The organism is Paraburkholderia sp. UCT31, from assembly GCF_014397655.1.
Taxonomy (GTDB): domain Bacteria; phylum Pseudomonadota; class Gammaproteobacteria; order Burkholderiales; family Burkholderiaceae; genus Paraburkholderia; species Paraburkholderia tuberum.
The window spans coordinates 1-18,301 of the sequence record NZ_VZQP01000016.1 but is presented as its reverse complement, the minus strand read 5'-3'; the positions used below and the strand labels follow the sequence as shown (position 1 = coordinate 18,301).

At 62.4% G+C, this 18,301-nt stretch carries 13 protein-coding genes and 4 pseudogenes; 13 read left to right on the top strand and 4 right to left on the bottom strand.

The features are described from left to right. Positions 1-416: 416 nt before the first annotated feature. From F6X40_RS15480 to F6X40_RS15465, 4 genes and pseudogenes are all read left to right on the top strand, one after another. Complete coding sequence (locus F6X40_RS15480; protein WP_187628417.1) at positions 417-1,604, top strand: PAS domain-containing sensor histidine kinase; 1,188 nt, start codon at positions 417-419, stop codon at positions 1,602-1,604. Then, a complete protein-coding gene (locus F6X40_RS15475; RefSeq protein WP_187628416.1) occupies positions 1,592-2,047 on the top strand; it encodes a response regulator in 456 nt (151 codons plus the stop codon). The genes F6X40_RS15480 and F6X40_RS15475 overlap by 13 nt, the downstream gene beginning before the upstream one ends. Further along, the gene (locus F6X40_RS43210; RefSeq protein WP_187628415.1) at positions 2,047-3,960 is read left to right on the top strand and encodes a PAS domain S-box protein; all 1,914 of its coding nucleotides are present in this window, start codon (positions 2,047-2,049) and stop codon (positions 3,958-3,960) included. Before F6X40_RS15475 ends, F6X40_RS43210 begins: the two co-directional genes overlap by 1 nt. Before the next feature lie 168 nt (positions 3,961-4,128). Next, positions 4,129-4,398: pseudogene (locus tag F6X40_RS15465) on the top strand (transposase); the annotation flags it as partial. Between the two features lie 230 nt (positions 4,399-4,628). On the opposite strand, the gene poxB reads toward F6X40_RS15465, so the two are convergent. Both poxB and F6X40_RS15455 read right to left on the bottom strand, forming a co-directional pair. Further along, complete coding sequence (gene poxB / locus F6X40_RS15460) at positions 4,629-6,350, bottom strand: ubiquinone-dependent pyruvate dehydrogenase (protein ID WP_187628414.1); 1,722 nt, start codon at positions 6,348-6,350, stop codon at positions 4,629-4,631. A 494-nt stretch (positions 6,351-6,844) separates the two neighbouring features. Then, positions 6,845-7,534 (bottom strand): annotated as a pseudogene (locus F6X40_RS15455) (alpha/beta fold hydrolase); the annotation flags it as partial. 144 nt (positions 7,535-7,678) lie between these two features. Between F6X40_RS15455 and F6X40_RS15450 the strand changes: the two are divergent. Continuing rightward, complete coding sequence (locus F6X40_RS15450) at positions 7,679-8,626, top strand: GlxA family transcriptional regulator (RefSeq protein ID WP_187628413.1); 948 nt, start codon at positions 7,679-7,681, stop codon at positions 8,624-8,626. Positions 8,627-8,655: 29 nt separating this feature from the next. Here the strand turns inward: F6X40_RS15450 and F6X40_RS42295 are convergent. Then, positions 8,656-8,844 (bottom strand): annotated as a pseudogene (locus F6X40_RS42295) (PLP-dependent aminotransferase family protein); the annotation flags it as partial. Here F6X40_RS42295 and F6X40_RS15445 point away from each other — a divergent pair. Then, positions 8,809-9,294 (top strand): annotated as a pseudogene (locus F6X40_RS15445) (sodium:solute symporter family transporter); the annotation flags it as partial. The pseudogenes F6X40_RS42295 and F6X40_RS15445 overlap by 36 nt on opposite strands. 150 nt (positions 9,295-9,444) lie before the next feature. Beyond that, on the top strand, positions 9,445-10,629 hold the full coding sequence (locus tag F6X40_RS15440; protein ID WP_187628412.1) for a thiolase family protein: 1,185 nt from the start codon (positions 9,445-9,447) through the stop codon (positions 10,627-10,629). A gap of 129 nt (positions 10,630-10,758) precedes the next feature. Here F6X40_RS15440 and F6X40_RS15435 read toward each other — a convergent pair whose 3' ends face one another. Further along, on the bottom strand, positions 10,759-11,277 hold the full coding sequence (locus F6X40_RS15435) for a glutathione binding-like protein (RefSeq protein ID WP_262421459.1): 519 nt from the start codon (positions 11,275-11,277) through the stop codon (positions 10,759-10,761). Between the two features lie 402 nt (positions 11,278-11,679). Here F6X40_RS15435 and gltS point away from each other — a divergent pair, with 402 nt between their 5' ends. The 6 genes from gltS to F6X40_RS15405 form a co-directional block, all read left to right on the top strand. After that, the gene (gltS, locus tag F6X40_RS15430) at positions 11,680-12,882 is read left to right on the top strand and encodes a sodium/glutamate symporter (RefSeq protein WP_187628411.1); all 1,203 of its coding nucleotides are present in this window, start codon (positions 11,680-11,682) and stop codon (positions 12,880-12,882) included. 42 nt (positions 12,883-12,924) lie between these two features. Further along, positions 12,925-13,794 (top strand): class I SAM-dependent methyltransferase, encoded by an 870-nt coding sequence (locus tag F6X40_RS15425; protein ID WP_187619987.1) that lies wholly within the window; start codon positions 12,925-12,927, stop codon positions 13,792-13,794. A 101-nt stretch (positions 13,795-13,895) separates the two neighbouring features. Next, complete coding sequence (locus tag F6X40_RS15420; RefSeq protein WP_184072414.1) at positions 13,896-14,357, top strand: hypothetical protein; 462 nt, start codon at positions 13,896-13,898, stop codon at positions 14,355-14,357. Between the two features lie 122 nt (positions 14,358-14,479). Beyond that, positions 14,480-15,484, top strand: coding sequence for an AraC family transcriptional regulator (locus tag F6X40_RS15415; RefSeq protein WP_184037062.1), 1,005 nt, complete (start codon positions 14,480-14,482; stop codon positions 15,482-15,484). Positions 15,485-15,696: 212 nt separating this feature from the next. Next, positions 15,697-17,499, top strand: coding sequence for an acyl-CoA dehydrogenase (locus F6X40_RS15410; protein ID WP_184072410.1), 1,803 nt, complete (start codon positions 15,697-15,699; stop codon positions 17,497-17,499). 71 nt (positions 17,500-17,570) lie between these two features. After that, the coding region (locus F6X40_RS15405) for an electron transfer flavoprotein subunit beta/FixA family protein (RefSeq protein WP_187628410.1) at positions 17,571-18,301 on the top strand (731 nt) is incomplete at its 3' end.

Below are 18,301 nucleotides of genomic sequence, written 5' to 3'. Positions count from 1 at the left end.
GTACCCTCACGGTGGAAGGCTTCCTGCCTGCCACGCCTCTTCGGCGCCGAAGTCGGGCTGGAGCCTGCCAATGACCGCTTCTCCAGAGAGCCGAATGGGTAGTTCCGACCCATTGAACCCGGCACCCCATCTGCGGCAGCTACTGAACCCCTGAGCTGCCATTCGCCGATTTGCTTATCCATGTTTGTCGAGCGGTGTTGAGCGGTTTAACGGAAGACTTCTGGCGGTCTATTTGGCAGACGAATCGTTGGTGGACCACACCCGCACCATCGCGATGATCGAGGCGGACAACGGGCACAAGCATGAGCCGGTTCGCCAACATCCGCGTTGACCGTCCCCGCCTGCTCAACGATCGGAACTGGGACGACTATAATTTTTAGTTCAGGGGATCCGCACCATTGGCAACGAGGCGAAGCTTGGCGCACTTGCACCTGGACTTGCAAAGTCGCTCACCGATTCTGCGCTACGGCTTATCCGTCGTCTGCGTTGGGGGTGCACTTGGGCTGGCGCTCGTGTTCCGGTTTTTCGGGGTCCACGACATCTATGGGTCCCCTTTTAACTTCGCCATCGGCGTTGCTTGCTGGTACGGAGGGGTAGGACCTTCCGTGTTGGCAGTCGTGCTATCGGTGGCATCCTACGATTATTTTCTTTCTGAGCCGCTGTACACCATCGGTCTTCAAAGCAAAGATTTTCCGCGTTTTTTAGTTTTCACGGCATGGGCCTTGATCTTTGCCGGTTTCGTCGCTGCTCGACGGCGAATCGAAACTGAGCTTCGTCACACCAGCGATCGCCTTCGAGTCGAATTGCAACAGAGTCAGCATAAAGAAAGCGAGATTCACAGGCTCAATCAGGAAGTGACCGCGCGGGCTGAGCAGCTTGAAACGAGTAACAAGGAACTGCAATCCTTCGCCTATTCCGTCTCGCACGATCTACGCGCGCCACTTCGCCATGTGATCGGATACTCCGAGCTACTACAAAAACAGGCGGCCTCTTCGCTCGATGATAAAAGTCGTCGCTACATACAAACGATTGTCGACGCGGCAAAAAGAATGAGTAACCTGATCGACGATTTGCTGGCCTTTTCCAGGGTCGGACAGGTGGAGACCACAAAGACGCCGGTGAGCCTCGATCAGCTCGTCAAGGAGGTCGTTGCGGAGATCGGGCAAGAAACGAGCGGGCGAGACATTGTATGGACAATCAACCCTCTTCCGGTCTGCTACGGGGATCGTCCCATGCTCCGACTGGTTATCGCCAACCTCGTCGCCAATGCGGTCAAATTCACACGCATGCGAACGCGGGCCGAAATCGAGATCGGTTGCGTGGACCCGAATAAAGACGTGGTAGAGGTGTTCGTGAAAGATAATGGTGCAGGCTTTGACATGCGGTATGCGCATAAGCTGTTCGGCATTTTTCAACGTCTGCATCTCCCGGAGCAGTTTGAAGGTACTGGCATCGGACTAGCTATCGTTCAACGCATCATCGTCCGCCACGGAGGCAAGGTCCGTGCAGAGGGGGGGGTGGATCAAGGCGCGACTTTCTATTTCTCACTGCCTAAAGCACACGGTGCAACGGCAAAGACTGCGAGGACACCATGGACCAACTAGGACGCATTCTGCTCGTCGAGGATGACCCGAGAGACGTCGAACTCACGCTGACCGCGCTGTCAGACTGTAAGTTGGCAAACGAGGTAGTGGTTACCCGAGACGGAAAGCAAGCCTTGGATTACCTCTATTGCAGGGAGGAATTTGTCGATCGCTCCAACGAGAACCCTTCAGTCATGTTACTGGATCTGAAACTCCCCAAGGTCGATGGCTTGGAAGTCTTGGACACAGTGAAGTCGGACGAACGTTTGAAGCTCATTCCCGTCGTGATGCTCACATCGTCGCACGAAGAGAAAGATATGATACGAAGCTACAAACTCGGGGTAAACGCATATGTAGTAAAGCCGATCGACTTTCATGAATTTGTAAAGGCCATCAAGAAGCTGGGCGTCTTCTGGGCAGTCGTCAATGAGCCGCCGCCAGGCAGCATGAGGAAGGGGCAATAATGTCGGGGCTTCGCATTGTGTTGCTGGAAGATAACGCGAATGACGCCGAACTCATTCAAGAGCTCCTTCAAGCCGATCATCTCTGCTGCGAAATCGTTCGCGTGCAATCGCGTGTGGACTTCGAGGCTGCGTTGAGAACCGTTGGAATCGACCTGATTCTCGCGGATTACAAACTTCCGGCGTTCGACGGCCTCTCGGCATTGGAGTTCACTCTGCGCGAACGTCCCGAGGTGCCCTTTGTCCTGGTTTCCGGCACGCTTGGCGAAGAACTGGCGGTAGAGGCGCTGAAGAGTGGCGCTACCGATTTCGTTCTGAAGACGCGGCTGTCGAGGCTCGTGCCCGCAGTGCGGCGCGCGCTGCGCGAAGCAAGTGAGCGAGCCGAACGCAAAAGTGTCGAGCAGGCGCTACGCCGGAGCGAGATGTATCTGGCGGAAGCCCAACGACTAAGCCACACAGGGAGTTTTGGCTGGAACCTATCGAGCGGCGAGATCTATTGGTCAGATGAGACTTATCGAATATTCGAGCTCGACGCTGCCATCAAGCCCACCGTGCAGGCCATCATCGACCGGACGCATCCGGACGATCGTGTCCGTCTGCAGCGAATCATTGACCGCGCCGCAAGCGAAAGGATTGTATTTGCGGCCGAGCATCGTCTGCTGATGGCTGATGGTTCTATCAAGCACGTGCGAACTGTGGCGCATGGCGTGAGCGGCCGTGATCCGGATCGCTTCCGTTTCGTGGGCGCGGTAATGGATATCACCGAGCGCAAACGCACCGAACAAACACTGCTCGAACGCGAGTCGAAGATCCGGCGCCTCGTGGATGCCAACATCATCGGGATCATCGTCTGGAATTTCGATGGTGAGATTCTCGAGGCCAATGACGCATTTCTGCGCATGGTGGGATACGAGCGTGAAGATATAGGCTCAGGTCGCGTAGGCTGGAGGGATCTGACGCCGCAGGAATGGCTCCCGCGCAGCGAACGGGCCCTGGCGGAGGCCGGGCAGACGGGGCGCGCCCAGCCTTACGAGAAGGAGTACATCAGGAGGGACGGTAGCCGTGTGCCCGTTCTGGTCGGTTTGGCCACGTTTGACGCAAGCGGGACGGAAGGTGTGGCATTCGTCGTGGATCTGACCGAGCGCAAGCGTGCCGAAACCGAAGCCCACGAGAGCGATCGGCGTTACCAGGAGGTGCAAAGGGAGCTGGCGCACGCGAATCGTGTCGCAACCATGGGCCAACTCACGGCCTCGATCGCTCATGAAGTCAACCAGCCGATCGCCGCGACGGTCACCAACGCCCAGGCGGCGCTGCGATGGCTCGCCGGCCAGCCTCCTGAAGTCGAGAAGGCCCGGCAGGCGCTCGGCCGGATCGTCGACGACGGTAACCGAGCGGGGAACGTAATCGGCCGCATCCATGAACTGATCAGGAAGACGCCGCCACGGAAGGAACCGGTGGACATCAACGAGGCAATCCGCGAGGTGATTGAGCTCACCCGTGGCGAAGTGTGGAAGCACGGCGCCTCGGTGCAGACGCATCTCGCGGACCGGTTACCGCTAGTTGAAGGAGATCGGGTCCAGTTGCAACAAGTCCTCCTTAACTTGCTCATCAACGCGATGGAGGTTATGAGCGGTGTCAGCGATGGCGTGCGGGAATTGCGCATCAGCACGGCAAGAGCCGACTCGGGCTGTGTACTCGTGACGGTGCTCGATTCGGGGCCTGGCTTTGCCGCGGACAGTGCCGAGCGCCTTTTCGCTCCTTTCTACACCACCAAGTCGACCGGGTTGGGGATGGGGCTGCCGATCTGCCGTTCGATCGTCGAGGCACACGGCGGCCGATTGTGGGCAAGCGCGAACGTGCCGCGCGGCGCGATCTTTCAATTCACGGTGCCCGCCCATCCAGACGCTTCATCGTAACTGCGAGCAGCACGAGAACTTCCTCGCGCTGCTGTCCGTCCGTTGGCCAAGGCAGAGATGCTATGTGGGACTACCCAAGCCGGACCCGTGTAGGGCAACGCCAATTAAGTCCACCGAACCGGTACGTCAAGCGTCAGAGATCGGATCGAACGAGGAAGGCGAAACAGGATGAAGCAGCAGACGCTGGCGATGGCAGCCGATCAAGGAACGGGTTTCGAGACGCACCGCAAACGCACGCGGCGCGACGAGTTTCTCGACACCATGAACGCGATCGTGCCATGGGCGCAACTGTGCGCGGTGATCGAGCCGCATTATCCGAAGCGCGGCAATGGCCTCCCGCCTATTGGTCTTGAGCGCATGCTGCGGATCCACTTCGTGCAGCACTGGTTCAATCTGGCCGACTTCGCCTGTGAAGAGGCGCTGTACGGCAGCGCCAGCCGCCGCGTGCTGCCGGATGAGTCAGGTTCATGTCGACCGTGAAGAGACCCTCGCTAGCTGATGCCGCGAGGCCGTTGGTCCCGCGTCGGCTGCCATTCGCGCGATCGAGGAAGGGACCAAAACTGGCCTATTCTGTTGAATCGCCGCGCAGCGCCTTCGACCTGCCCGTAAAAACGGTCGACCACTCTGATCGGTCATCTCCGCGGCGTGCTTTCGGCGGTGCGCATGCACTAGCGCAAGTTCGTTTTGGCAAGCTCGATGATTTCATCGCCTCGCCCGCTGAGGATCGCGCGCAGCATGAACAGGCTAAACCCCTTCGCATGCGCGAGCTCGACCTTGGGCGGCATCGCAAGTTCGTACTTCGATGTCACCACATCGACGAGCGCCGGCCCCGAATGTGAAAAAGCGGCTTTCAGCGCGTCCGGAAGACTTTCCGACTCCTCAACCCTGATACTGAAAATCTCGGCGCCTTTCGCAATCGCCGCAAAATCGGTCTTGCTCAGATCCACGTTGGTATCCACGAATCCGGCAGCCTTCAACTCCATCGAAACGAAGCCAAGCAGACTGTTGTTGAACACGACAACCTTGATCGGCAGATCCAATTGTCGCGCCGATAGAAGATCGCCGAGTAGCATCGACAATCCGCCGTCGCCGGAAAGCGAGACGACCTGGCGCCCGGGATTCGCGCCCTGCGCGCCGAGCGCCTGCGGCATGGCATTCGCCATCGATCCGTGATTGAACGAGCCATGCAACTGCCGCTTGCCGTTCATCGTCAGATAGCGGGCCGCCCAGAGTGTCGGCGTGCCGACATCCGCGGTAAAAATGGCATCTTCGTCGGCCGCTTCGTCGATGAGCCTGGTCAGGTATTGCGGATGAATTGGCCTGCCTGGAGCGGACGCGACAGCGAGGTCGTCCAGCCCTTTTCTTGCCGAAGCGTAGTGCTTGCGCGCGTTGTCGAGAAACCCACGATCGGTCTTTCTGGGCAAACGCGGCAGTACTGCCTTGATCGTATCCTTGACCGTTCCCACCAGTCCAAGTGCAAGCGGCGCACGATGGCCGAGTTGCGAGCCCTTCCAATCGATCTGGACAACCTTTGCGTTGCTCGGATAAAACGGGCGATACGGAAAATCCGTGCCCAACATGAGCAGCGTGTCGCATGATTGCATCGCGTGATAGCCCGAGCTGAAACCAATCAGGCCCGTCATGCCCACGTCGAAAGGATTGTCCCATTCGACAAACTGCTTGCCGCGCAAAGCGTGAACCACGGGCGCAGCCAGCGTGTCCGCCAATGCTACGACTTCGTCATGGGCGCCTTGCGTGCCGCTGCCGCAGAGCAACGTCACAGCCGCGGACGTGTTGAGAAGATCCGCCAGTCGGTCGAGGTCGTTATCTGCCGGAACGATGGACGGCGGAGCCGATTCGGTCCAACTCGCGGTTTCCACGGGCCCATCGCTCAACGCTACGTCGCCCGGTAACACGATGACGGCGACTCCGCGCTGCTCGACGGCAGTGTGCATTGCGCGCGCGAGGACGCGAGGAAACTGCTGCGCGTTCGACACCAACTCGGCGAAATAGCTGCATTCCCTGAACAACTCCTGAGGATGTGTCTCCTGAAAGTAGCCGAGGCCGATTTCCGTCGACGGAATATGCGCTGCAATCGCGAGCACGGGCTGGTGATTGCGATGACAGTCGAACAGTCCATTAATCAGGTGAAGATTGCCCGGACCGCAGCTGCCCGCGCACACGGCGAGCCGCCCTGTCGATGCAGCATCGGCACCGGCCGCAAAAGCGGCACTCTCCTCATGACGTGTGTGCATCCAGCGGATCGAGCCGAGTCGGCTCAGGCTAAACGCCAGTCCATTCAGACTGTCGCCCGTCACGCCCCAGATGCGCTCGACCCCTGCGGCCTCGAGCGTTTTTGCCAGATATTCAGCGATCGTCTGCTTTGCCATGGTCAACTCCTCACTGAAAAAGGAATGCCGGCACCCGCCAAGCCGGGCTGTGGCCAGCCGTAACGTGCAAGAAGGCGGTTAGCGGCGCGTCGGAATGCAGTTCCATCGGGTCGTGCGACTCGCCGCTCAACTGATTTAGTGCATATCAGGCATGTCGGCACTTCGAAAGGAGGCGGGCGAAAATCATGCGGGCTGCGGTTGGATTGGCCCGCGCGCTTGACGCCGACAACGACCAGGAAGCGGTGCAGATCTGCTTGCCCTGCACGACTCACCCGCCACGCAGCGCGCCCTGGGAGCCATTGGCTTCATGCGGTGGCGAAATGGAGCGTGGCTGCGGCTTTATCCGGCGGTAGACATCCTTGCGGCGAATGGGCTTTGCTTGTTCATGCTCGCTCGGCGTCGCCGGGTGCAAGTCCCTGGGAAAATGAGTTCGATCGAGTGCATGTTCGTGCGCCGCATACTGAGGTGCGCGAACATGCACATTGGCTTCGACGCTAGTAGCGCGCCACTTCGATTATCGCCTCCGCAAACGCCTGCGGTGCTTCTTGCGGCAAATTGTGACCGATCCCGCTTCCGATCGTACGTTGCGTGTATCTGCCGACGAATTTCTTCGCATACGACGCGGGATCCGGATGAGGGGCGCCGTTCGCGTCGCCTTCCAGCGCGATCGTCGGCACATTGATGACAGGCGCTGCCGCGAGACGCTTCTCCAGCGCCTCGTATTGGGGCTCCCCATTCGACAGACCTAGACGCCAACGGTAATTGTCGATCACGACGGCAACGTGGTCCGGGTTGTCGAACGCGCTCGCCGAGCGCTCGAACGTTGCATTGTCGAAGCTCCATTTCGGCGACGCGAGTTGCCAGATCAGCTTCGCAAAGTCATTCCGGTTCGCTTCATAGCCCTTCCTGCCGCGCTCGGTGGCGAAGTAGAACTGATACCACCACGCGAGCTCCGCCTTCGGCGCCAACGGCCGGGTGCCGACGCCCTGGCTGCCGATCAGATACCCGCTCACCGACACCAGCGCCGTGCACCGTTGCGGCCACAGCGCCGCGACGATATTTGCCGTGCGCGCTCCCCAGTCGAAGCCGCCGAGAATCGCGTGCTGGATCTTTAACGCGTCCGTCAGCGCGATGACGTCGACAGCGAGCACCGACTGCTGAGCGTTGCGGATCGTCGCGGACGAACCGCTGGTGCGGAAGGATCGTCGAGGGCCGCTTATTCGCGTTCAATCAAATTCGCGCATCCATAGCGCATTTATATGGGCGGCCGCCGAGATCGCAAAGGACGTAGAAACTACGGTTTCAGGACACCACTCAAAGGAATCGCCGTGCCGTCAGTCGCGTTCGTCGTGTTCGACGGGTTTCACGCCATGTCGCTCGCCGCGCAGCCGGTGTTTTCGTTTGCCAATCAGAAATTCGGTGAATCGTTCTACGAAGTACTCACGCTGTCGGAACATGGTGCGCCGGTCAGACCGATCGGTGGTCCCACGGTGATGACCGAACCCTTCGAAGAGCGAACGTTCGACACGGTCCTTTTCACGGGCGGCGATCCGGGCGCGGCGCGGCCGTCCCATGAGCTGCTCGCCTACGCACGTCACAGCGCGGCGACGGCCCGGCGCGTCGCCGCTATTTGCACGGGCGCCTTCGTGCTGGCCGAAGCGGGCCTTCTCGACGGCAAGCGCGCCACCACGCACTGGGTCTATGCGTCCGCGCTGCGGAAGCAGTTTCCGCGCATCCGTGTGGAGGAAGACCGGATTTATGCGGTCGACGGTTCGATCTGGACGTCGGCGGGCATGACGGCGGGAATCGATCTCGCGTTGGCGCTGGTCGAGGCCGATCTGGGGGTGGACGTTGCGAGATCGGTCGCGCAAACGCTCGTCGTTTCTCATCGACGCGCCGGTGGTCAGTCCCAGCATTCGGCGTTGCTGGAACTCGATGCGAAATCGGATCGCATTCAGTCCGCGCTGACGTACGCGCGGAAGAATCTCGCGCAACCGCTGCTGGTGGAACAACTGGCCGAAGTGGCGCGGCTCAGCCCGCGTCAGTTCAGCCGCGCGTTCCGGGCGGAGACGGGGCAATCGCCCGCCAAGGCCGTCGAGAGACTGCGTCTCGAAGCCGCGCGACTCATGCTGGAAAGGAGCCGCCATACGGTTGAACAGATCGCCGAGCAGGCCGGATTTTCCGACCCGCGCCGCATGCGCGATGCGTTCGCTCGATCGTTTGGACAACCGCCACAGGCGATACGTCGCAATGCGCGCTGGGCCGCGCCGGGATGATGGGGGCGGCCCAGCGCAGGCTTCGATCGGTAGGTCTGGTCGGCAATGACCCGCGCGACCGTTTGCAGCGACTGCTCGAGCGTCGTCAAGCTGACCGAGCCGAGCGCGAGCCGGATCGCGTGCGGTACGTGCGCCGACGCGGCGAACGGATGCGCGGTCGAAACGGCGATCTTCTCGCGCCTCAGGGCCATGGCGATCGCGTCCGCGCGCACTTCCCGATCGCCGGCCGTTTGCGCGCGGCAACGTTGATGCTGAGCGTCGTCGCGATCGGATTCGGCATTCTCTTCGAGCATGTCAACGTGGCGTTTCTCGTCGGTCTGGTCGCCGCGGTCGCGGCCAGCGCGGATTTTCCGGTGCTGGTATGGTCTATTTTCTGGCGCGGCATGACGACTCGCGGTGCTGTCGTGGGCGGCGGCCTCGGACTCGTGTCCGCGGTGTTTCTGACGCTGTTTTCCAGGTCGGTATGGGTCGACGTGCTGCATCAGGCGCATGCGCTCGTGCCGCTCGACAACCCGGCGGTGATTTCAGTGCCGCTTGCGTTCGCGGGCATATGGATCTTCTCGATGCTGGATCGCGGCGCGGGCGCCCAGCGGGAGCGCGAAGCTTTCGCCATGCAGGAGTTCTATGGCCAGACGGGTCTCTTGCCCATGAAGGCGGTCGATCATTGATCGTGGATCGGTGCTCGTGAAATCGACAGGACGCGACGACTTCCTCATCGGCGGCGGAGTCGGCTGGCTCGCCGCGAATTTCGACTACCGAAACTCCACTTGCCTCCGACGGAGGCACATCCGTGCAGCACATCATTCAAAGGAATAGCGATGAATACCCGTGAAGTTGTCATTGCCCATGCCGTTCGCACGCCGATCGGCGCATTCGGCGGATCGTTGAAGGACGTCCCCGCAACTGCACTCGGCGCGCTCGCTGTGAGGGAAACGTTGCGGCGCGCCGCGCTCGATCCGAAAGCGCTGTCGTCCGTTGTAATGGGCAACGTCGTCCAGGCCGGCAACAGGATGAATCCGGCACGACAGGCCGCCATCGGCGGCGGCGTGCCCGTATCGGTACCCGCGCTCACCGTCAACCGTGTCTGCGGCTCGGGCGCGCAGGCGATCGTCTCGGCGGCTCAGGAAATCGCGCTTGGCTACGGTGAGGTGGCGGTTGCCGGCGGCATGGAAAGCATGGAGCGCGCGCCGTATCTGCTGGACACGGCACGGTGGGGCAGCCGCATGGGTAATGCGCAAATGCACGACAGCATGCTACGCGATGGTCTTGTAGATGCATTCTCGGGTGAGCACTCGGGCTGGCACACGGAAGATCTGGTGACGAAAGCCGACCTGACGCGGCGCGCCCAGGACGAGTGGGCGGCGCGTTCGCAGCAGCGGTTCGCGGCTGCGCAGGAACGCGGCGCATTCGATGCCGAACTCGTCGCCGTCGAAATAGAAGGGCGCAAGGGCAGCATCCAGTTCACGCGCGACGAGCAGCCGCGTCCGGAAACGACCGTGGAAACGCTGGCAAAGCTGCGTCCCGCGTTCCGTCCCGATGGCACGATCACGGCGGGCAATGCGCCCGGCCTGAACAGCGGTGCGGCGGCAATGGTCGTGGCCGAGCGCAGTTATGCCGACGCCAGGGGCATCGAACCGAGTGCGCGTCTTGCGGCTTTCGGCATCGCCGCCGTCGAGCCCGGCATGTTCGGTCTCGGTCCCGTGCCGGCCGTGCATATGGCGTTGGAGCGAGCGGGCTGGAAGCTCACCGATGTCGAACGCATCGAGATCAACGAGGCATTCGCCGCCGTGCCACTCGCGGTTGCCCAGCAGCTCGGACTCGCGCACGACATCGTCAATGTCGAAGGCGGCGCGATCGCGCACGGTCATCCGATCGGAGCAACGGGCGCGGTCCTGACCACGCGTCTGGTCCATTCGATGCGCCGCGACGGCCTGAAGCGCGGCATCGTCACGCTATGCATCGGCGGTGGTCAGGGTATCGCGCTCGCGCTGGAGATGCTGTAACGGCGGTCTGAGATTGCGCGGGAGTGGCGAGTTAGAGGGGGCAAAAGGGACATTCGGTTAGCGGACTGCGGTCCAGGAACACAACTGGCAAGACTGCAGGTGGCGCTGCACTCATGCAGCGCTCACAGCTCAACTTCCGTCAAGCTTGATCTCGAAGCCCCGTCTCACCGCGAGGCGCTCGAACAAGGCCTCGTACCATCGCTTCACGTTCGGGTAGTCGGCAAGATCGACTTTGTGCCGCTCGTGTCGCCACGCCCAGCCGAGGATCGCGAAGTCCGCGACAGAAAGCTCGCCGGCAACGTACACATGGTTTGCGAGCCTTTTGTCCAGCACCGAATAGAGCCGGCGCGTTTCATCGGAGAAGCGCTTCAGTCCATAGCGTTTGTCGACTTCTGAAGCGAGCGCGGCGAAGTGATGCACCTGCCCGGGCATCGGACCGAATCCACCCATCTGCCACATCAGCCATTCAATCGCCGGCACCCGGTCGCGCAGGCTTGCCGGGAGGAATTTGCCGGTCTTCTCTCCAAGATAGAGCAGGACCGCGCCAGACTCGAATACGCTGATGGGCCGCCCGTCCGGGCCCTGTGGATCGACGATGACGGGAATCCTGTTGTTCGGGCTGATGGCGGTTTTAAGGTCGAAGCGCAACGGCGTTCTGAATGTTACGCCAAGGTCTGTATGCAGTGCGCGACCCCACGCCCAACCCACGCCGGATTCGCGAACGCAGATACGGTGGATAGAGGTCTGCGTCGCGGTCCCACTCCATAATGGTTCGAGAGTAGGGTCCCCATGACGAAAAAAATCCAGAGATTTGGCAAAAAATCCCACAATTTTAGGAAACCGACGACTTCGTCGCCAGGCAGCGGCGCGACGTCATGGGCCGATTGCATTTCGTCAAGGAAAATCATACTTTGCCTGGACGGATTGGCTAAGATGTCGCAGGTTCGCGCGCGCTCCGGATGACGACAAAGCCTTGCCGCATTCCGATGCGCCGCGGCGTCGCGCCGGGAAAACAGAAAACGTTGTCACGCTCCCGCTCGGAGGCCATTCATGACTATTGGCGTATATGCCACGCTGGTCGCGACGTCGCTCGTGCTGCTGCTCGGCGAAAAGCTCGTGCAGTGGATCGGCGTGCTAAGGACCTATTCGATTCCGGCGCCGGTGGCAGGCGGGCTCATCGTCGCGATCTGCGTGCTGATCACGCGCCTCACCACCCACGTGCAGGTCAGGTTCGATTCGACGATGCAGGCGCCGCTGATGCTCGCGTTCTTCTCGACGATCGGTCTGAATGCGCAGCTATCAAGTTTGAAGGCGGGCGGCCCGGTGTTGATCCGCTTTCTCGCGCTGGTCTGCGGGCTGCTGATCCTGCAGAACGTGGTCGGCTTGCTGCTCGCGTTCGCCCTCGGCGTCGATCCGCTGCTTGGGATTCTCGGCGGCTCGGTCACGTTGTCGGGCGGCCACGGTACTGGCGCCGCGTGGAGCCAGATCTTTACCGAGCGTCACGGACTGGAGTCGGCGACCGAGATCGCGATCGGCTGCGCGACGTTTGGACTCGTGATGGGCGGCGTGCTCGGCGGTCCGGTCGCGCGGCTGCTGATGCGGCGGATCAGCGCCGACGAGTTGCTGCGCGTCAAACAGCTAGAGGACGAAACGCTGGTCTTCGAAGAACCGAAGGCGCAGCAGGCCACCACGCCCGCCGCGATCATCACGACGCTCGCGCTGATCTCGATCTGCCTCGCGGGCGGCGAAATGTTTGCCGACCGGATCGCGGACACCGCGTTCGAATTGCCGACGTTCGTCTGCACGCTGTTCATCGGCGTGATCCTGAACAACGTGCTCGCGCTCGCGCGTGTGCGGATCGACCAGCACGCGGTCGCGCTTGTCGGCAACGTCGCGCTCGCGCTCTTTCTCGCGATGGCGCTGATGCGGCTCGACCTATGGGGGCTTGCCGCGCTCGCGGTGCCGATCATCTCGATCCTCGCGGCACAGACGCTGCTGATGGCGCTCTACGTGGTATTCATCACGTTCCCCGCGATGGGCCGCAACTACGACGCGGTCGTGTTGTGCGCGGCGCAATGCGGCCTCGGACTTGGCGCCACGCCGACCGCGATCGCGAACATGCAGGCGATCACGAACCGCTTCGGCCATTCTCATCTCGCGTTCCTGATCGTGCCCTTGACGGGCGCGTTTTTCATGGACATCGTCAACGCGATCGTCATCAAACTGTTTCTCGCGCTGCCGTTTTTCCATTGAGCAGCGGTGGCATTGGCACATCAACCCAAGCGGGCAAATACCATGAGCGATCCACGACACATCGCACCCGACAGTACCGCCGCGCGCGTCGCGTTATGGCGTGCGCTGCACGTGCAGGCCGACGCGCCGCCGCACGTGCTCGAAGACGAAGTCGGCTTGCAGTTGCTGGCACCCGCCGAAGACTGGCGCAGCCGTGGCGATATGGATCCGCGGTTCACGCGGCCGTTTCGCGCGTCGATTGTCGCGCGCGCACGCTTTATCGAGGATCTGGTCGTCGAGCAGACCGGGCGCGGTGTGGATCAATACGTGATTCTGGGCGCCGGTCTCGACAGCTTCGCGCAACGCCGGCCCGACATTGCGTCGCGGCTCACCGTGTTCGAGGTCGACCCGCCGGGACCGCAAACGTGGAAGCGTCAGCGGCTCGGCGAGCTTGGTTTCGGCCTGCCGGACTGGCTGCGTTTCGTGCCGGTCGACTTCGAAGCGGGCGATAGCTGGCGGCAGCGTCTCGTCGCCGAAGGCTTCGACGAAAGCAGGCCGGCCGTCGTCGTGTCGACCGGCGTCAGCATGTATCTGACGAAAGAGGCGAATGCGGCGACGCTGCGCGAAGTGGCCGGGCTGGCGCGCGGCTCGACGTTCGCGATGACGTTCCTGTTGCCGCTGGAGATGGCGGACCCGGACGTGCGCCCCGGACTCGAAATGGCAGAGAAGGGCGCGCGTGCGAGCGGTACACCGTTCATCAGCTTCTTCATGCCGCAGCAGATGATCGCCATGGGGCGCGAAGCGGGCTTTGACGACGCGCGGCACGTGTCCGCGGCCGATCTGACGCAGCGCTACTTCGCGGCTCGGACGGATGGGCTGCGACCGCCGGGCAATGCGGAGGAATTGCTGGTGGCGAACACCTATGGGCGATGACGCCAACCGAAGTTACCAACCCAGCATGTGAGTCGTGAATACGCAATCGCTTTCCCCGCACCGCTATAATCGCGCTCGACCATGGCCTCCGAAGTCTACTCATGAAAAAGATCGCTGCTTTCGCACTCGTCGCATGCGCACTCGCCGCCTGCTCGTCCCCGGAAAAGCAGGCGCAGCGCGCCCAGCAGGAGATCCTTCATAGCGAGCCGAACCTTCGCGCCGCGCAACGCGACGCGGTGATCGACTGCACACCGGCGAATTGCGATGCCGCGTGGGCGGCGACGAAACGCTATATCGAGCAGCATTCCGACACGCACGTGATCCGCGCGGACGCGGTCGCGATCGATACCGACGTGCCCGACGATTCGGGCAAAGCCGCTTTCTCAGCGACCCGCGCGAACAAGAGCACGGGCGGCGCGACGCTGTCGCTGTTCGCGCAGTGCCGCGGCATGTATGGGCCCGACAACGCGAAGGGCGACGACTATGACGAGTGCGCCGAGAAGATCCTGAAGATTCAGAACGGCTACGTGCCATATCTGCGCTCGCACGCATCGGCGCAATAGGCGGCAAGCTACCGGAACCACCGGGCCCCGAACGCGGCACTCGCGGAGCGATTCGCTGAACCCTCGCCACGATGCGGCGGGAGGCGCTATGCTGATGCCTCTTCGCCTCGCGGAACCTTCTCATGCAAGCTCCTGGCGCAACCGTACCGATCTCGCTCGTCAACGGGTTCCTCGGCAGCGTCGGGACGCGGCCGGATATCGTCGACCGGCATCTGTCGGGCGCGAACATTCCGCGCGCGCTTCTGGACCAGCCTGGAGCGCGCGTCACCGAGGAACAGTTCTCCACGCTCTACCGCTCGCTCGCGATCGAACTCGACGATGAGATGCCCGGCGTTTTCTCGCGCCCGCTGCGCAGCGGCGCGCTCAAGTTTCTCTGCCTGAGCCTGCTGGATGCGCCGAATCTCGAATCCGCGATGCACCGGTTCGGCCAGTTCTTCCATCTCGTGCTGGACGACTTCCGCTTCGAGTCGCGCCGCGGCGACCTCGTCACGAGCCTGGCGCTGCGTCCGGGAAGCACGGGAGCGCTACCCGGCATGCTGGGCCAGGAACTGATGCTGAAGCTCGCGCATGGGATCGCGTCCTGGCTGATCGGTCAACGGATTGCGTTGTTGCAGGTGCAGTTCGCCTTTCCCCGTCCCGCTCACGCGCTCGAGTATCTTTATCTGTTTCCCGGACCGGCGAAGTTCGACTGCAATCAGACCTCGATGCAGTTCAGCAGTAGCTATTTCGACCTGCCCGTGCGTCAGCGCAAGGCGAACCTGCGCAGGTTTCTCGCTCGCGCGCCGGAAGACTGGATCTTCGTTTCGTTCAACGAGCAGCTGTTCAGTCATCGCGTGCGGGAACATCTCGCGTCCCGGTTGCCCGACGTCCCGTCCATCGAAGAGGCGGCGGAAGCCCTGCACTGCTCGGTCAGAACGCTGTGCCGTCACCTTGCCGCCGAGGGCACGGCGTTCCAGGTGCTCAAGGACGAATTGCGCCGCGACATCGCGATCCAGCGCCTGACGGGCACGCACGAGCCCATCGCCATCATCGCGGGCGACGTCGGCTTCGGCGACCCCACCGCATTCCACAGAGCGTTCCGTCACTGGACCGGCAGCACCCCGGCGGCCTATCGCCGGGGTGGCTGATCGCGTCATATCGATGCGTCGGCAACACCCGCCGACGCAGTTCCCACGGGGCGCTTACTCCCTCCGACGTGGCCAGAGATGTCAATAGATCGTCCGGTTTGGACAACCGGGCAGGGCCTGTCCGACGCTACGATTCAGCCATACGTTACCCCGGCCGCATCGGTGCCAGACGGGTGACTTTCCCTACGGACTATCTGATCGGAAGAATGGTAATGAGCTACGTCGCGCCTCTCAAAGAGATGTTGTTTGCACTCACGGAACTGGCCGGAATCGACCAACTGGCGGGCTTGCCCGGCTGCGAGGACGCAACCGCCGACACCGCTCGCGCGGTGCTCGAAGAGGCCGCGCGGCTGCACGAAGGCGTGCTCGCGCCGCTGAACGTCGACGGCGACCGCAGCCCGAGCACCTGGAAGGACGGCGTGGTGACCGCCACGGCCGGTTTCAAGGACGCGTTTCGCCAGTTCAGCGAAGGCGGCTGGCAGGGTTTGCAACATCCGACTGAATACGGCGGTCAGGATCTGCCCAAGCTGCTGTCGACGCCCTGCATCGAAATGCTCAACGCCGCCAACCTGTCGCTGGGGCTGTGCCCGCTCCTGACCGACGGCGCGATCGAAGCGCTGCTGACGGCAGGTAGCGAGGAGCTGAAGCAGCGCTACGTGCCTAAGATGATCGCAGGTGTTTGGACCGGCACGATGAATCTGACCGAGCCGCAAGCCGGCTCCGACCTCTCGCTCGTGCGCAGCCGCGCCGAGCCGCAGGGCGACGGCTCGTACCGGATCTTCGGCACGAAGATTTTCATCACCTGGGGCGAGCACGACATGACGGAAAACATCGTGCATCTGGTGCTCGCACGCACGCCGGGCGCGCCTGAAGGCGTGAGAGGCATTTCGCTGTTCGTCGTGCCGAAGGTCCTCGTCAACGAAGACGGCTCGCTCGGCGAGCGCAACGACGTTCACTGCGTATCGATCGAACACAAGCTCGGCATCAAGGCGAGCCCGACCGCCGTGCTGCAGTTCGGCGATCACGGCGGCGCGATCGGGCAGCTCGTCGGCGAGGAGAACCGCGGTCTGGAGTACATGTTCATCATGATGAACGCCGCGCGCTTCGCCGTGGGGGTACAGGGCGTGGCGATCTCGGATCGCGCGTACCAGCAGGCCGTCGCGTATGCGAAGGAGCGCGTGCAGAGCCGTCCCGTGGATGGCTCCGCGAAGCAGTCGGTCGCCATCATCCAGCATCCCGACGTGCGGCGCATGCTCTCGACGATGCGCGCGCTGACCGAAGGCGCACGCGCTCTGGCCTATGTGTCGGCGTCGCATTGCGATCTCGCGCATCGTCATCCGGACGGCGCGACGCGCGCGAATCATCAGGCGATCTACGAATACCTGGTGCCGATCGTGAAGGGCTGGAGCACGGAGATGTCGCTGGAGGTGACGAGTCTCGGCGTGCAGGTGCACGGCGGCATGGGCTTCATCGAGGAAACCGGCGCCGCGCAGTACTACCGCGATGCGCGCATTCTGCCGATCTACGAAGGCACGACGGCGATCCAGGCCAACGACCTCGTCGGCCGCAAGACCATGCGCGACAACGGCGAGGTGGCCGGGATGCTGCTCGCGCAGATCGACGCGACCCTGGCCGCGGTGCAAGCGCACCCCTCGTATGGTTCGAGCGCGGCTTTTCAGGCGATGCATCGTCATCTGTCCGCCGGCCGCGAGGCGTTGTACAGCGCGGTGCGCTACGTGGTCGAGAACGTCAAAAGCGATCCGAATGCGGTGTTCGCCGGCAGTGTGTCCTATCTGATGCTCGCGGGTATCGTGCTCGCGGGTTGGCAAGTCGCACGGTCGCTCGTGCTGGCGGCCGACAAGCGCGACGAAGATCCGTCCTTCCATGACGCGAAGATCGCGACCGCGCATAGCTACGCGACGCAGGTGCTGCCTCGTGCAATCGCGCTCGAAGCGGCGGTTCGCGGTGCTCGCGATGGCGAAGGCGCGCTGGCGCTGCGCGAAGACCAGTTCTGATCGATCGACGGACGTAATGTGTCATTCAAAGCGGTAGGGCCCGGCCCTATCGGTGTGGGAAGGAGAGTGTCGTGAGAGTTCTTGTAGCAGTCAAGCGAGTGGTCGACTACAACGTGAAGGTCCGCGTGAAATCGGACGGTACGGGCGTCGATATCGCGAACGTGAAAATGTCGATGAACCCGTTCGACGAAATCGCGGTTGAAGAAGCGGTGCGTCTGAAGGAAGCGGGCGTCGCGACCGAAGTGATCGCCGTGTCGGCCGGTGTTGCGCAGGCGCAGGAAACGCTGCGCACCGCGCTCGCGATCGGCGCGGATCGCGCGATCCTGATCGAATCTGGTGAAGACCTGCAGCCGCTCGCCGTCGCGAAGCTGCTCAAGGCGCTCATCGACAAGGAGCAGCCGCAACTGGTGATCCTCGGCAAGCAGGCGATCGACGACGACTCCAACCAGACCGGCCAGATGCTCGCCGCGCTTGCCAATCTGCCGCAGGCGACGTTCGCGTCGAAGCTTGTCGTGGCGGACGGCAAGGCGACGGTGTCGCGTGAAGTGGACGGCGGCGCGGAAACGCTGTCGCTGACGCTGCCCGCCGTGGTCACGACCGATCTGCGCCTGAACGAGCCGCGCTACGTGACGCTGCCGAACATCATGAAGGCGAAGAAAAAGCCGCTGGAAACGGTCAAGCCCGAAGACCTCGGCGTCGATGTCACGCCGCGTCTGAAGACGCTGAAAGTCGCCGAGCCGCCCAGGCGCTCCGCCGGTGTGAAGGTGCCGGACGTGAAGACGCTGGTCGAGAAGCTGAAGAC

What these genes read in the sequence shown, in the direction of transcription:
- F6X40_RS15475 (WP_187628416.1), top strand. Translation starts at nt 1,592, where the DNA reads ATGGACCAACTAGGACGCATTCTGCTCGTCGAGGATGACCCGAGAGAC.
- F6X40_RS43210 (WP_187628415.1), top strand. Translation starts at nt 2,047, where the DNA reads ATGTCGGGGCTTCGCATTGTGTTGCTGGAAGATAACGCGAATGACGCC.
- poxB (WP_187628414.1), bottom strand. Translation starts at nt 6,350, where the DNA reads ATGGCAAAGCAGACGATCGCTGAATATCTGGCAAAAACGCTCGAGGCC.
- F6X40_RS15440 (WP_187628412.1), top strand. Translation starts at nt 9,445, where the DNA reads ATGAATACCCGTGAAGTTGTCATTGCCCATGCCGTTCGCACGCCGATC.
- gltS (WP_187628411.1), top strand. Translation starts at nt 11,680, where the DNA reads ATGACTATTGGCGTATATGCCACGCTGGTCGCGACGTCGCTCGTGCTG.
- F6X40_RS15425 (WP_187619987.1), top strand. Translation starts at nt 12,925, where the DNA reads ATGAGCGATCCACGACACATCGCACCCGACAGTACCGCCGCGCGCGTC.
- F6X40_RS15420 (WP_184072414.1), top strand. Translation starts at nt 13,896, where the DNA reads ATGAAAAAGATCGCTGCTTTCGCACTCGTCGCATGCGCACTCGCCGCC.
- F6X40_RS15415 (WP_184037062.1), top strand. Translation starts at nt 14,480, where the DNA reads ATGCAAGCTCCTGGCGCAACCGTACCGATCTCGCTCGTCAACGGGTTC.
- F6X40_RS15410 (WP_184072410.1), top strand. Translation starts at nt 15,697, where the DNA reads ATGAGCTACGTCGCGCCTCTCAAAGAGATGTTGTTTGCACTCACGGAA.